Origin of the sequence: Nocardia australiensis, assembly GCF_020733705.1 — a bacterium.
In the GTDB taxonomy this organism is placed as follows: domain Bacteria; phylum Actinomycetota; class Actinomycetes; order Mycobacteriales; family Mycobacteriaceae; genus Nocardia; species Nocardia australiensis.
Map to the genome: position 1 here is coordinate 770,161 of NZ_JAJFZM010000002.1, position 14,459 is coordinate 784,619.

The window sequence follows — 14,459 nt, forward strand, 5'->3', positions numbered from 1 at the left end:
GGTCGGCTTGTTGGTGATGATGAACCGCAATGCCTTGATCATGATGTCACCTCCTTCCTGGGGCTCGGTCTGGCGCGGACAGGGCTTGTGGGGTGCGCCGCAGGGTAAATGGCCTGGGGGTCGCGGCATTGGTCACGATCGGGCGGGTATCACCGCCGTCGATGACGCGCAGAGAGGTGTTCTCGATGAGGGTGGTGGCTGCACCGGTGATCAGATCGTGGGCGACCGCGGCGCCGGCGCAGGTGAAGGGGCCGGAACTGAAGGGCACAAATGGGCCGTGTTCGCTCGGTCGAATCCAGCGGTCGGGTTGGAATGCCCCTGGTCTGGTCCAGTGTTTGTTGTCGTGATGGAGCAGATAGGGGCTGACGGACAGCAGGTCGCCGGTCTGGAAGGCGATCCCCCCGAACTCGGCGGGATAGGGGACGGGACGGCTGACCATCCAGGAGACCGGCCGGTGCCGCTGGGCCTCACGTACCACCCAGTCGACGGGCCAAGGCCATGGTGAGCCGGGAGAGTGGAGACTGCCCAGCAGCACCGACCACGCGAGCGAGTAGCCTAGCGGTCCCACAATGGACCGGAACATCAGCACATACAGCTGCGCCACCGTTGTATCGGCGACGCCGTCGGGACAGGCACCGATCACGGCATCGAGCAGATCCCGTGGTTCGGCTTCCGCAGTGCGGCCCGTGGCGCTGCGCCGGTCTCGGATCTGCTCGTTCAGCGCGGTGGACAGCTTGGCGCGCAGCAGCTGCGCCCGCGCCCGCTGCGCCATTCGGGCCGGGCGAAGCGCGCCCACACGTGCATTTCGCTCCAGAAGCTGCCGCAACTCGGGAGAACCATCGGGGTGTAGCAACACGTCCGCGGTGCACCGATACACCAGCTCGACCCCCGCTGCGGGCCAGCGGGTGACGGAGGGCATTTCGATCACCGCCGCCGCCAGGGACTCGCGATACTCGGGCGTATGCGTCCGCAGAATCGCGCGCACCGCGCGGCCGAAATCGACCTGAGCAGACCGCGAAGGCAGCATAGAACCGAAGAACCCGGACTTCCCCGCATTGAAAGCGCGGTCACTCAACACCGTCAGCGCCAGACCCGTATCGCCGACACACCACCCGCCCCACGGCAGCCCGAACACCTCTACCGGGCTGGTCCGGCGCAGATTCTCGAGGAAACCCAACGGATCACGCCGGAACCGGCGCATCTCTGCAAAACCCATCGGACGGTCCTCTCATAGAGAGGGTGAGTGATTCATCAGATGTTTTCGAGCGGATTTATCCACTGGCTGTGCGTACAAACGCAGATCAAGCTTAATCTCGACTAATTTTAACTAATTTTACCAGCGAGGCCGTGGAGGTCGACCACGAGGCGAGTACCCCGCCGGGGCCTGTCGAACACTGTGCCAGCAGTGATATCGGTTCACGATCACCCGCGACCGCCGGCAACCGGTCATTGTGGTCTAACCGGTGCAAACCTGATCCGCCTCGGCGAGGGTTCCCGTTGCCAGGCGCGCGTACATGAACATGTCGCGGCGTCGATTGCCGACCTTCTGCCACGATCTGAGGAGCCCTTCGCATTCGAAACCGGCTCTCTCCGCAGTGCGGATCGAAGCGCGGTTCCAAGGTTCCACATAGAGCTGGAGCCGTGGGATATGCAGCTCTTCCAGCGCCCAGGTAGCCATTGCCGCCAGAGCATGCGCGGCGACGCCATGGCCGCGGGCAGAGCGGACCACCCAGTAGCCGAGCGATGCGCGGCCTTCGTCGATGTCCTTCAACCACAGGTCGATACTTCCCAGTGGTGTGTTGTCCCGTCGCCGGACGATCACCATCGGGTATCCGGTTCGATCGGTCGCTCGTTGCCGCTGGCGTTCGACAAACCGCGTTGCGGCCTCACGCGAGAAGGTCGCCGGCACCGTGGTTATAGGAATCAGGTCGTCGGTAGAGGCTTCCCTAACGAGCTCGAGGTCTGCCGCAGACAACGACCACGGGCGGAGTTCCAAGTCTGCGGTGGCTCTCAGATGCGGTATTTGCAGAGCATCGTCCATGGTCAGCCTCCCACAATATGCATAGGATATCGGCCCGGTGTCACCATTACCACTAGGTCCGAGCCGGATCGCGGGCCGAGAGAGGAACTGATACTCGGGTGCCGATTTTCCCGCCCCACATGCCCGATCGCCGCCTACGCCTCAGCTTCCTGTGCAGCAGCGCGGGCGCTGTGCCGTGGCCACTAAGCCAGCAACTCGGGGTGGAACTGCTCAACTCGGTCGCGCATGATGTACATGTTCCAGTAGTGCTCTGCGAGGTCATCCGGATCGACAACTGGGAACTGTGGGCCGTCGGCCGACTCGAAGGCGGCCTGGGCGGCGGCGGTCACCTCACTGCGGGCGATCAGGGACCCGATAGTCAGGGCACCGACGTAGATACCGGCGCCTTCCAGCTCAGCGTTGAGGGAGTACAGGTAGTTGCGGGCGGCGGCCATCACCGGACCTAGGCCGCTAAGATGTGGCATGGGCTTGGCCGCTGAGATGCCCTGAGCCAGCAGGAATGCGCCCTCGCCGCGCTCAGTCCACTCCGGCAGCACGGCCCGGACCAATTCGACCGGGGTGAGCAGCAGTAGCGGAATCAAGCCCTGCAGCGTGGCGGCGTCCAGATTGGTGGCCGGTGTGAAGCTCTGGGCGCCGCTGATCGGCCCATACTCGACCACGTCGATCCTGCCGTAGCGGTCACGGATCGCCTCGACCAGTGCGGGCACCTCGGTGGGCTCGCACAGATCAGCGGAGAACGCGACCGCCTCAATGCCTTCGTTGGCGAGTACACGGACGAGGGAGTCCAGTCGGTCCTTGCGGCGGGCCACCAGCGCGACTCGGAAGCCTTCGCGACCGAAGCGGCGAGCTACGGAGACACCCAGACCTGTACCGGCACCGAAGACAGCGATCACTTTGGACATAGGACTCCTCCTTAGACACAACAGATAGTTGACCACATGGTCAACTTAAGGATGGAGCATAGCACCTAACTTCACCACCCGGTCAAGATAGACTGGTGGAGAAGGTGACCGTGAAGGTCGTAAACGCCAGAATCAGGAGGGACGATCGGGTGCGGGCTGATGCGCAACGGAACGCGGAGAAACTGCGGGCGGCCGCCACCGAGCTCTACCAGGAGCGCGGCCTCCAAGTCTCCCTGAGGGAAATCGCACGCCGGGCCGGCGTCAGCCACGGAACTCTCTACAACCTCTTCGGTACCCGCGAGGCACTCATCGACGAAGTCGTTGTCGGCCTGGCCGCGGGCCATCTAGGCGAAGCCGCGGAGCATTCCCTAGCCTTCAAGAAGGCGGGGGAAGGGTTCGCCTACTACATCGAGAAGGTCTGCGAACTGCAGGCCACCGACCCTGCGGTCGCCGACATCGTGAGTGGACGCTACCCGGCTGCAGTGTGCCTGATGGCCCTCTGTGGTCAGACGAAGGACGCCGCGACACGGATCATCGAGCGAGCCCAGGCGGCAGGCGCCATCCGCTCGGACTTCACCGCCGAGGACCTCCTGCTCTTCTTCGGCACAAACGCACTGCTCGCTCGTGCAGCCGCGGACATCGCACCCGATGTATGGCGCCGCCAAGTCGCCTTCTTGCTCGATGGGCTGAACACAGAACCCGTGCAAACGCGGCTTTCCTCCGTCCCGTTGGCTCCGCCCCAGGTGTACGACGTGATTGGCAGGCTCGCTGGCACGCCGTAGCCGCGCGGAAGCCGCGGCAATGATGAGCCGATGCACAGGCTAACCCAGCGATCGATTCACCTCCGCGTCGCTCGGCGATCCAGTCTGCTTTTGCGGTTCGGTCGGGCCGGGTCTGAACCGTCGGCGGGCGAGTGCGATCAGATCGGGTCCTCCGCGGAAGCACCATAGGGCGATGACCGGGTCGCAGATGGCGCATGCCAGGGACGAGTCGTGGTGGAACGGCAGGATCGGATTTCCCTTGAGATGGTGGGCGATGTCCCAGGCGGTGTGGAGCAGCCAGCCTATGCCGATGAAGGTCCAGGATTCCAAGCCTCGGTAGGCGACGTAGGCCATGAGTGCAACGAAAGCGAGTTCCCACGGGCCGAATCCGCATCCGCTCAGGTAGGCGGCTCCGGCTCCGCCGACCATGATCGCGTTGAAGTGTCTTCTGCGCGGTTCTTTGATGAGCGACATCAGCAGGCAGTAGATGATGCCGACAATCACTAGGGAGATGAGGTTCATGATGGAAGGACTTCTTCTGTGTGGGCGTGGGTCGGTCGGAGTCTGTCGAGTTGTCGCAGCGCGAGTAGCCCGCCGACGCCTGGAATGAGGGCCAGCATCTTGGCGGCCGTAGGGGCCTGTTTGAGGCGCAAGGTCGCGATTACGACGAACAGGTAGGCGCAGCCGTGGGTGGGGCCCATCAAGGATGAAATGGACTTGATGTGGACGGTGAATACGGCCGGTGACCATGGCGAGACGGCTCGGGGTCCAGGGGGGCGGTGCCGGCCGAAGCGGCGCCCGCCGTCGCGGCCAGTGCACGGTCCTGGGCGGGCAGGATCAGTAGTGCCAGCACGCCGGCTGCCGCGCTGGTCAGCAGGATCGAGGTGATCAGCCAGGCGTCGCCAAGGACACCGAGGCTGCTGGCTGTTGCGAAGCCGAGAACGGGGACTGCGATGCCGACGCCCGCGTAGACCCGGCAGATGCGATGCAGTGTCTGCAGGGTCGTGCGGGCATCACGGTCGTCGGCGTCACCGAGGGCACGACGCGAGATCGCGGGGAACATGCTCGCGGCGACGGTGACTGGGCCGATAGCGACGATGGCGGCCAGAACATGCAAGGACAGAAAGAGCTTTGTCATGCCTGGCCTTCCGAGATGACCTGGCGCTCGCCTGCGACCTTCGACGACGGCAGGCGGCCGGCCTTGGAGGTGCCCTGGAGGGTGTCGCCGTCGACCATCACGTCGAACACCAGATTCAACCGCATCGTCTTGGTGATGGTCTGCTTCCAGGTGAGCCGATCACCTTCGAGGACAACGTCGTTCAGCAGTACCTCTTCCCCGTCTCCGTGGGCGGCTCCTATCAGGACTCCGTTGTGACAACGGAGTTCGACCACGGCCTTCATCTTGCCGATGGGGGTGGAGATGGACAGATTCCATGTGCCTTCTGCGGGCATAGCAACGTTCTTCCTGACTGCTGTGTGTGACGGGAACCGGCCGACGAGGAGCGGCGGCCGGGGTGTTCAGAGGGTGGCGGGAGCCGGTCCCTGGGCACGCCAGACGGTGCCTCGCCGTTCGTAGGCGAACAACTCTTCAACGGCGTGCGCGATGCGCGGACCCAGCTCGCGCTCGAGCACGTAGAGCCCGAGGTCGAGCCCGGAGGTGCGACAGGCGAGCGGCATCGGCGGCGACCGCCGAACCATAGTCGCGGCGGATCATGTGCAGGCACAGATCCAAGCCTGCGGCTGCGCCAGCGGAGGTGAGGAACTGGCCGTTGTCGACGTACAGGACGTTCGGGTCGACCTCGATGTCCGGGTGGCCAGAAGCCCGGCCGCAAGCCAGTGAGTCGTGGCGCGCAGCCCATCGAGAAGCCCGGTAGCAGCAAGGGGGAAGGTGCCTGAGCAGATACAGGCGATCCGCGTGCCGTCGGCAGCGGACGACCGTAACGCGTCGAGCACGGCAGGGGAGAGCGGGGCGGTGGCGTCGGCGACTCCGGGCACGATGATCGTGTCCGGATCCTGGAGTCCCTCCAAGCCCCAGGGTGCAGACAGCGTGAAGGCGCCGGCGTCTATCTCGTCGCGCTCGGCGCAGACCCGAACCTGGTAGCCAGGCCGCCCGTCGGGCAGACGGGTCCGCGAGAAAACTTCGAGCGGCGTGGACAGGTCGAACGGGATGACCTTGTCCAGATTGGGCGCCCTACCTGCACGCCCGCACCGGTGGCATGATCGGCAGTCTGGATCAGTTGATCTATGAGGCGGCCAACGACGCGATCAGCGATGGCAAGGAGAAGATCACCAAAGCCCACCTCGAGGCAGTCATTCTCGACATCGCCGCCGGTAATCGATACGACCCACGCCGGAAGCCGCTGTCATGACCGTTTTCGCGCTCTGGCAAAAGCCCGCCGCCCCGCTGCCGTTCAAGGTCCGCCCGGTCCGCGGCGAAACGACCCTGTCGTTCGTATTCCGGCTCGCTGCCGCGAACGAAATAATCAGGCCCACAACTCTTATACGGTCAATCGGGTGGTTCTATCGGTGAATCGCGAGACCGTCGATCGGTGAATCTCGGCACCGGTCTGGTTCGGAAGCTGTTGGTATCGGCGAATTTTGGCACCACCTGACGGGTTGCGGTGGCAGGATCACACTGCTATCAATCTGCAACGGCCGTAGGAGCTGACCCGTGCCGCCGAACCAGTCCAAGGCGCAGCTGTACGCGGCGATCCGCCGTGACTCGCGAGCGGGGATGTCCGGGCGGGAACTACGGCGCAAGTACAACGTCGGCTATCACACGGTCAATGCCGCGCTGACCTCGGCGTTCCCCGAGAAACGCAAGGAGTATCCGGCGCGGGCGTCGAAGCTGGATCCGTTCAAACCGTTCAAACCGTTCATCGACGAGACCCTGCGGGCGGATCTGGACGCGCCACGCAAGCAGCGGCACACGATCAAGCGGATCTTCGAGCGGCTGCTGGATGAGCACGGCATGACCGATATCGCCTATCAGACGGTCCGTGATTACGTTGATCGGCGTAAACCGCAGATCAGGCTCGCGGCCGGCCGCGAGCCGCCGCAGGTGTTCATCCCGCAGACCTACCGCCCGGGTGAGCAAGCCGAGGTCGATTTCGGTGAGGTGACCGTCGAACTGCGGGGCGAACGGACTGTGCTCTACCTGTTCTCGCTACGAATGTCGTTCTCGGGCCGCTCTGTTCAGCGGGTGTCGGACTCGGGCGGGCAAGAAGCGTTCCTGGAGGGGCACGTTCACGCGTTCACCGTGCTCGGTGGGGTGCCGCACGGCAAGATCCGCTACGACAATTTGAAGGCCGCGGTGGCGAAGGTTCTCGGGTTGAGCAGGGCCAGAACCGAATCCGAGCGTTGGACCGCGTTCCGCAGCCATTACGGCATCGACGATCCGTTCTACTGCATCCCCGGCATCGAGGGCGCCCACGAGAAGGGTGGTGTCGAGGGCCAGATCGGCTACTAACGGCGCAATCACTTCGTCCCTGTCCCGCAGGTCGAGTCGCTCGAGGAACTGAACTCGCTGGTCGAGGGGTGGGACACCGGGGACCTGGCGCGGCGGATCGGGGCGCGGGCGCGCACCATCGGCGAGCATTTCGCGGTGGAGGCGCCGACGCTGAAACGCCTGCCCGCCGAGGAATTCGAGACCGGGTCGTGGCTGGCCAATCGGGTGGATCGGTATTCGATGGTCGCGGCGCGGACCAACAAATACAGTGTCCCGATCCGGTTCGTCGGCCGCCCGGTCTGGATCCTTTTGCACGCCTCCTGGCTGGTCGTCTACGACGGCCGCACCGAGATCGCCCGCCACGAACGCCTGATCGGCAAGGCGCTGACGCGCGTGGAACTCGATCACTATCTCGAAGCGCTGATCCGCAAACCCGGCGCGATGGCCGGGGCAACCGCTCTCGAACAAGCCCGCCAGAGCGGGAAGTTCACCAAAAGCCACGACGCGTGGTGGGCCGCGGTCCGCAAAGGCCACGGTGAGCGTGACGGCACCTGCGCGATCATCGAAGTTCTTCTGCTGCACCGCAGCATGCCTCACGACCAGGTCGTCGCCGGTCTGGACGCCGCGCTGCGCGCGGGCGCGCTGACCGCGGACGCGGTCGCACTCGAAGCCCGCAAGGCCGCCGAAGCCGCTCCGCGGCTGGCCCACGTGGTCGATCTCGACGAACCCGCCCCGGACCCGGATCCGGTTCCGTCGCTGACCGCGCGCCGCCTGGCGCACCTACCGCCAGACACCCGGCCCCTGCCATCGGTCGCCATCTACGACCAGTTGCTCCGCATCACCAAACCGAGAACCGCAGAAGGGAATCCATAGGTGACCAGCCCGACCCCGCGCCGTCACGGCATGACCGACCAGGCCGCCGACACCGCCGTCGACCAGGCATGCCGGATGCTGAGGCTGCCCAGCATCCGCACCCAGTTCAACGACATCGTCGAGACCGCGACCCGCGACCAAATGAGCTATCGGGCGTTTCTGGCCGAGCTGCTGCTCGTCGAATGCGACGACCGGGCGCGGCGCCGCTCCGAACGCCGCATCCGCGCCGCCGGATTCCCGCGCGATAAATCGTTGCGGGCCTTCGACTTCGACGCCAACCCCAACATCGACCCCGCCGTGATCAACACCCTCGCCAACTGCGACTGGGTGAAGAAAGGCACGCCGCTCTGCCTGATCGGCGACTCCGGCACCGGCAAGAGCCACCTACTGATCGCGCTCGGCACCGAAGCCGCGATGCGCGGCTACCGCGTGAAATACACCCTGGCAACGAAATTGGTGAACGAGCTGGTCGAAGCCGCCGACGAGAAGATGCTGGCCAAGACGATCGCCCGCTACGGGCGAGTCGATCTGCTTTGTATTGACGAACTGGGATATATGGAGCTCGACAAGCGCGGCGCCGAGCTGTTGTTCCAGGTTTTGACCGAACGCGAGGAAAAGAACTCCGTCGCTATCGCCTCGAACGAGGCGTTCTCCGGCTGGTCGAACACGTTTCCCGAACCACGGCTCTGCGCCGCGATCGTCGACCGCCTCACCTTCGGCGGGCAGATCATCGAAACCGGCACCGACAGTTACCGACTCACCCGCACCGCCGCACTCAACAACACCGCTAACACCACTGCGCAGGCACCGCAGCAACCAGCATTCACCGATGCTCAGCAGTCACTGGAAACCGTGCTCTGACTAGCGGTCTATCGGCGAATTACGAACCACCCCAACACAGCGAACGCAGCCGGGCCCCGGTTCCCACAGCCCTGGTCCGGCCAGCGGAAGCACGACGACCGCACCCGCACTCGACCCGAATCGGTTCACCACGGCGCTCGGCGCCATCAACCCCGTTGGTGGCCGAGCCCGAGACGTCGTCGCTTTCTGGCTCGGATCGCCCACTGCACGCGTTTGGTGTCGACACGACGTAGGCCTCGATGCCGACTGAGTCCTGAGCGTTCCAGGAGGAACATCGGCAACTGTTTGGCGGAGTGACTCTGGAACGCACTGAAATGCCGATTTTCGGATGTAGCGCAAGACGTTTTGTGCCAAGCGATTCGGTCGGCGCCCCGGCCTGTCGCCGCAGTCGGAGCAGCCGAGGTTCGGTACTGGCACACCGGCGTCGCATCGCCACTAAAAGAAGAAGACCAGGAACCCGAAGAAGGCCACTCCTACGCACAGAAGGACCAGCAACAAAATACCGATAACCACCGAGCAGTAGAAGAGCACCCGGACGGGCCGAGCCATGCCATGCGCTAATAGTCGAAGCCCATCCTTTCTCCCGGCGGCAACCTCCTCCCCGACGACGCGCCCTTTACTGACCGCAATCTTCTCGATGATCGCCTCGACTCCGCTTCCATGCCCGACCTGTTCACTCTCACCCACGCCGCCAGACTGCCACAGAACAGGACACCCAGCAGCCGATGGCAACGCACTACATTGCCGCTGAGCGCGCGATTTCGAACCGGGTGCCCCATGGCCAGCCTTTCTGACCCGCCCGGCGACCTGACACGCCGACCGGAGTGACCCCGAAATTCACCGATACGGCTGCCCTTGATCGCCCCTGAGTGACCTCAGAATTCACCGATAAGTGGCCTCAGAATTCACCCTTACAGCCAATCGGGCATACGTCGAACGCCAGCCCTCACCAATTCATGGTCGCCAAGAACTGGGACGTCCAGCTCAACCTCACCGCACGAGAACGGCTCGCGGTGTTCTCCGGCATCCCGCTGAAGCAGCTGGCACGCAGCCTGCCGATGCCGGACATTCGACACGTCACCACTGATCCGCGCACGCCCAGCCTGCGTTTCGCCGGCGTCAGCTCATCGACGCGCAAGCATTGTCCCGCCTGCGTCGCACAGATTCCCGGCAAACCCGTGATCAGGGTCTACTTGTCGCGAGCGGAAAGCTACTGCCGACACCACCGGCTCTGGTTGGGGCCAATTTCCGCGGGCACGCCGGTGAACCTCAGCTCGGCCCCCGAGAGCAGCCCCTCTCTTGATTCTTCGTCGGGTATAGGAAGCCGCGGGCGACATTCCGGCCTTCGGCCTGTGTATCCCACACCTCTGTTGAGTCAGGCCCGCGGCCGGTGTCGAACCGGGACGCAAAACCCCCAGCGAGCCAGCCCGAACGAGCCGCAGGAACCTCACGAGCCGGCCCGGCCCGACACCTCCGGCAGACTACGGCCAGTGATCATCCAGCCCGTCGAACTGGTGACATTCACTTAAGCCGGAACCTCAAACTCCGTATCAGGCACCGATCTTTTCGTAGAGGGTCACCACGCAGGCGCCGCCGAGGCCCAGGTTGTGCTGCAGTGCGAGGTTTACGTCGTCCACCTGACGTGCTTCAGCCACCCCGCGCAGTTGCCAGACCAGTTCCGCGCACTGCGCGAGTCCAGTGGCGCCGAGTGGGTGTCCTTTGGACAGCAGACCGCCTGAAGGGTTGGTGACGACGCGGCCGCCGTAGGTGTTGTCGCCGTCGAGGACGAACTTCTCCGCGGTCCCATGTGGGGTGAGACCGAGCGCCTCGTAGGTGAGGAATTCGTTGGTGGTGAAGCAGTCGTGCAGCTCGACCACGCGAATGTCTTCGGGGCCGACGCCGGCTGCCTCGTACACCTGTCTCGCGGCCTCGACCGTCATGTCGTAGCCCACCACCTGACGCATATCGTCGGCGTCGAATGTGCTCGGTGTATCAGTCACCAGCGATTGGGCCTTGATCCGCACCTGTCCGTCGCAGGCGTGTGCGCGGGCGAACTCCGGAGTGCAGACGATCGCCGCGGCAGCGCCGCATGTGGGTGGGCAGCACTGCAGCCGGGTCAGTGGACCGTAGATCACCGGAGAAGCGAGTACGTCCTCGAGGGTGATCGGATCGCGGAAGACCGCGTAGGGGTTGTTGGCGGCGTGTCGTCGCGCCTTGACTGAAATCCGTGCGAACACAGCGGGATCAATGCCGAACTCGTCCACGTAAGCTTGCCCGGCGCCGCCGAAGAACTGGGCGTTCGGCGGGGCCGTTTCGTCCCAGCCCTGGATGCCGCGCTGGGTTTTGTCGTGGCGGAACAGCGGGGAGATCCGGTCGGCGAAAGCGTCGGTCAGTGCCCCCGGAGTCATCTGCTCGAAGCCGAGGGCTAGTGCGCAGTCGACGACACCGCTCGCGACTGCCTGGCGTGCCAGGAACAGTGCCGACGACCCGGTCGAGCAGTTGTTGTTGACGTTGACGATCGGGATTCCTGTCGGCCCGAGGCCGTACAACGCAGCTTGGCCTGAGGTCGAATCTCCGTATACATACCCGACGTAAGCCTGGCCGACGGCGCCGTAGTCGATTCCCGCGTCGGCGAGCGCAGCTCGGGCGGCACTCTCGCCGAGGTCCACGTAACTGCCACTTTCCCTGGGTTTGGTAAACGGGACCATACCTACACCCGCAACGACGACGTCCTTCACGAAGCCCTCCTGACATCCGATGAATAGCTCGCACTAAGTCCTAATTGATTGGTGCATCGGTTCGCCACACTCAGAAAGACCAGCTCGTACTCTACCAACGGCCAGGTTCGGTTTATGTTTCTCGTCAATACCCTCGGCTGGAGTTGCGCGTTCGAGCATGTCGCTCGATCGATCGGAGGAGTCAGCAAATATGCCCCAGCAGGTTCGTGGAGTCATCGCCCGCGCAAAAGGTGCGCCGATCACTAAAGCCGATGTCGCGGTGAGTGTCCTGATATTCATGTGTGTGGGAAGTCCGTTCGTGGGGGGATTTGACGTGCTGGTGACCGTTGTGTGCAGCTGTGGGTGCGCAGTAGTCCGGACGGTTTGGTTCCGATGACGACGCGTTGAATTTCGTGATGTTCTCGCAGAATTCACGATGTGGGGTATGAGCGGACGCGTCCGCCACTCCCTGGATCGGTCGAGGGTGATGGTCTTGGAGGCGCACAGCTGTGGTCACGGCCAAGGGCGTTGTCGTGGGAGTAGCAGGTTTCGGATGTCAATTGGTGTTAAACAATTCATACTTGCAAGGGGACTTAGATACAGCGAGGCGCTGAACAGGAACGTGCCCGGTCCAACGAAGGCACAGATCCGTGCCTAATCCTTCCAACGGAACATCGGTGAACCGATGGTGGGATCCTTGTCCAAGATCCGCCGGTAGATCTCCGGCGCCTCCTGTGGGGCCACCGGCTCCGGGATCGCGTGATCGATGGTGACCTCTCCGGTTTCGATGAGCCGGAGGAACTCGTCGATCTGGTCTTGGGTGCGTTCGATGTAGGCGTTGACGTACCCTCCCACGAGTTCGACCGCCTTGAGGAAGATCCCTTCATGATCGATGGCCATTAGACCCGGGTGCCCCGTCGAAAGAACGATACGAGCGCGCGAACTCGCCATAGCAATCGCGGTGTTGACGCCCGTTGTGCTTCCCGAAAGGTCGATGACCCGGGTGGCGCCACCCGTGCGTTCCACAAATTCTTCGATGGCTCCTGGCGACGTCGGGTTGATAAGGACATCGGCACCGAATGTCTCCGCTTGATCAAGACGCCCTTCGGAGATGTCCACGGCGACAACGGATGCGACACCCGCCGCTCGGGCGATCTGCACGGCGATACTGCCGATTGCGCCGACGCCGACGACGGCGACTGTGTCACTGGGCTCGACATGAGCTAGTTCGATGAGGTGCACCGCAGTGTGACCGAGCTGGAAGAATGCCGCCTGCTCGAAAGAGATATTGTCGGGGATGCGGTTGATCTGTTCGACAACCGTCAGCGAATGTGTCGCATGGCTTCCGAGTGGTCGCATGTGGTTGTCGAAGCCGGCCAATACGGCGTCGCCGAGCGCGTAATTGTCGGTTTCTGGCCCCTTCGCGACGACGCGACCACAAATCGTGTAGCCGGGTGTGAATGGGAAGGTCGTGCCGAGCAAGGCGTGTAGGCCATCATTGGTCAGCCACATCGATTCGGTGCCGGGACTGATGAGCGTCCGGACGTTCTCAACCAAGACCTCGCCGGGGCCGGGATCAGGGATCTCGAAGTCGTGGACTTCGACCTGCTTGGGCGCGGACCAGAAGATTCCCGTGGCTTTCATGCGTTGACTCCTAGATTAGTTGGGCTCAATGAAGGGCGTCGCAGCTTGGTGGCGATGGCCGGACTAGCCGAGACGCGGGATGCTGTCGAGGCAGTGAGTACGCCGAAGTGGTGGCACCTCGTGCTTCGAATGGCCTTTTCGCGTCAGCGAGGGCGCCGATCAGGCGCTGGGGTGACCATGAGTTCCATGGTGTCCTCGCCGACGATAAGGTTGCCCGAATACCCATTTCGGGCTGCTTCCCACTTGGATGTGGGGTTGGTGGCAGGCACAAGGTGGGTGAGCACAAGATTCTTTGCTCCTGCGGGCTGTGCCACATCTCTCCCGACTTGCTCGATTGTCGTGTGCGCCTCGAGTAGGTGCTGGCGCAGCGGCTCCCCGATGTCAGGAGGAAGGGGCGACGTCAGTTGCTCGACGAAGTCGGGGTCGATCACTTCGTGTACTAGATAGTCCGCCCCGCGTGCGAGGTCGATGAGGTTCGCGCTGACGTTTGTGTCGCCGGAGACGACGATGGAGCCGTCGGGGGTGTCGAAGCGATAGGCAAAGGCCGGTGCGGCCGGACGGTGATCGACCAAAGTGGCCGTGACTGTAACGTCTCCGTCCGTGAGTATCGGGATGGGCGTTGTCAGGCGCGGTGGTATCCCGTCTGGTTCGATGTTCCAGATGTCGGCGAGATCGATGTCCTGGATGTCGAACAGTGTTGACGGCAGGATCCCATTGTTGTCCCGCACGCGGTCGTTCAGATCGGCAGACCACGCCTGCTCGAGGTAGGCCGACATGCTGGTGATTCCGGGAGTGGGGTCGGATGGATTGACGGTTGCGGGTTCGGGCCTGGTGGAGGGAAATACCCGCGGAAGGCTTCCACGAGGTCCCGGTCCTCGTACCGTGATCGGAGATGATCTAGGTTGTCCAATACTGTTCAACGGGCCGGTGGCGTACATGGCGGGCCAGTCTGCGAGGTGATCGCTATGCATGTGGGTGAAGAAGATCCCATGCACGTTGGTAAGGGCGGAGGGGAGGGGGTCGCTCGCCACAGCGCTACTGTGTCGGAGGCGCTGCAGGGACCCGACGCCCAGATCGACGACGTAGACACGGTTGTCGTAGACCACCGCTGTAGACACCCCGAATCGCGACCCGCCAAGGAGTGCCGGTCCGCCGGCGGTGCCGAGCAGAATCAGTCGGGTACGAGTAGGCGTCTCTTGACGATCGGACGAG

General features: G+C 63.7%; 14 protein-coding genes and 2 pseudogenes. 4 read left to right on the forward strand and 12 right to left on the reverse strand.

The features are described from left to right. Positions 1-46: 46 nt before the first annotated feature. From LKE06_RS18320 to LKE06_RS18330, 3 genes are all read right to left on the reverse strand, one after another. Positions 47-1,216 carry a cytochrome P450 gene (locus LKE06_RS18320; protein ID WP_228000463.1) on the reverse strand — a complete coding sequence of 390 codons (1,170 nt, stop codon included), beginning with the start codon at positions 1,214-1,216 and terminating at the stop codon, positions 47-49. Between the two features lie 240 nt (positions 1,217-1,456). After that, positions 1,457-2,041, reverse strand: a complete 585-nt coding sequence (locus LKE06_RS18325) for a GNAT family N-acetyltransferase (protein ID WP_228000464.1) — start codon at positions 2,039-2,041, stop codon at positions 1,457-1,459. A gap of 182 nt (positions 2,042-2,223) precedes the next feature. Then, a complete protein-coding gene (locus LKE06_RS18330; protein WP_228000465.1) occupies positions 2,224-2,943 on the reverse strand; it encodes an SDR family NAD(P)-dependent oxidoreductase in 720 nt (239 codons plus the stop codon). 95 nt (positions 2,944-3,038) lie between these two features. Here LKE06_RS18330 and LKE06_RS18335 point away from each other — a divergent pair, with 95 nt between their 5' ends. Next, positions 3,039-3,725 (forward strand): TetR/AcrR family transcriptional regulator, encoded by a 687-nt coding sequence (locus LKE06_RS18335; RefSeq protein ID WP_228000466.1) that lies wholly within the window; start codon positions 3,039-3,041, stop codon positions 3,723-3,725. Between the two features lie 39 nt (positions 3,726-3,764). Here the strand turns inward: LKE06_RS18335 and LKE06_RS18340 are convergent, their stop codons facing one another. The 5 genes and pseudogenes from LKE06_RS18340 to LKE06_RS32825 all read right to left on the reverse strand — a co-directional run. Continuing rightward, positions 3,765-4,226 carry a DUF6010 family protein gene (locus LKE06_RS18340; RefSeq protein WP_228000467.1) on the reverse strand — a complete coding sequence of 154 codons (462 nt, stop codon included), beginning with the start codon at positions 4,224-4,226 and terminating at the stop codon, positions 3,765-3,767. A gap of 178 nt (positions 4,227-4,404) precedes the next feature. After that, complete coding sequence (locus LKE06_RS18345) at positions 4,405-4,842, reverse strand: hypothetical protein (protein WP_228000468.1); 438 nt, start codon at positions 4,840-4,842, stop codon at positions 4,405-4,407. Continuing rightward, entirely contained in the window at positions 4,839-5,156 is a 318-nt protein-coding gene (locus tag LKE06_RS18350) for a hypothetical protein (RefSeq protein WP_228000469.1), read from the reverse strand. Before LKE06_RS18350 ends, LKE06_RS18345 begins: the two co-directional genes overlap by 4 nt. 66 nt (positions 5,157-5,222) lie before the next feature. Then, positions 5,223-5,381 (reverse strand): hypothetical protein, encoded by a 159-nt coding sequence (locus tag LKE06_RS18355; RefSeq protein ID WP_228000470.1) that lies wholly within the window; start codon positions 5,379-5,381, stop codon positions 5,223-5,225. Next, positions 5,365-5,885: pseudogene (locus tag LKE06_RS32825) on the reverse strand (AraC family transcriptional regulator); the annotation flags it as partial. The gene LKE06_RS18355 and the pseudogene LKE06_RS32825, both read right to left, overlap by 17 nt. A 35-nt stretch (positions 5,886-5,920) precedes the next feature. Here LKE06_RS32825 and LKE06_RS18365 point away from each other — a divergent pair. From LKE06_RS18365 to istB, 3 genes and pseudogenes are all read left to right on the forward strand, one after another. Next, the gene (locus tag LKE06_RS18365) at positions 5,921-6,073 is read left to right on the forward strand and encodes a hypothetical protein (protein ID WP_228000472.1); all 153 of its coding nucleotides are present in this window, start codon (positions 5,921-5,923) and stop codon (positions 6,071-6,073) included. Between the two features lie 302 nt (positions 6,074-6,375). Further along, positions 6,376-8,025, forward strand: a pseudogene (istA, locus tag LKE06_RS18370) (IS21 family transposase). 30 nt (positions 8,026-8,055) lie between these two features. Beyond that, entirely contained in the window at positions 8,056-8,886 is an 831-nt protein-coding gene (gene istB, locus LKE06_RS18375) for an IS21-like element helper ATPase IstB (protein ID WP_228000666.1), read from the forward strand. Positions 8,887-9,321: 435 nt separating this feature from the next. Here the strand turns inward: istB and LKE06_RS18380 are convergent, their stop codons facing one another. From LKE06_RS18380 to LKE06_RS18395, 4 genes are all read right to left on the reverse strand, one after another. After that, positions 9,322-9,573, reverse strand: coding sequence for a hypothetical protein (locus LKE06_RS18380; RefSeq protein WP_228000473.1), 252 nt, complete (start codon positions 9,571-9,573; stop codon positions 9,322-9,324). Between the two features lie 863 nt (positions 9,574-10,436). Continuing rightward, the gene (locus LKE06_RS18385) at positions 10,437-11,594 is read right to left on the reverse strand and encodes a lipid-transfer protein (RefSeq protein WP_372477391.1); all 1,158 of its coding nucleotides are present in this window, start codon (positions 11,592-11,594) and stop codon (positions 10,437-10,439) included. 663 nt (positions 11,595-12,257) lie between these two features. After that, entirely contained in the window at positions 12,258-13,247 is a 990-nt protein-coding gene (locus tag LKE06_RS18390) for a zinc-dependent alcohol dehydrogenase (protein WP_228000475.1), read from the reverse strand. A 143-nt stretch (positions 13,248-13,390) separates the two neighbouring features. Further along, positions 13,391-14,353 carry an MBL fold metallo-hydrolase gene (locus LKE06_RS18395; protein WP_228000476.1) on the reverse strand — a complete coding sequence of 321 codons (963 nt, stop codon included), beginning with the start codon at positions 14,351-14,353 and terminating at the stop codon, positions 13,391-13,393. Positions 14,354-14,459: the final 106 nt, after the last annotated feature.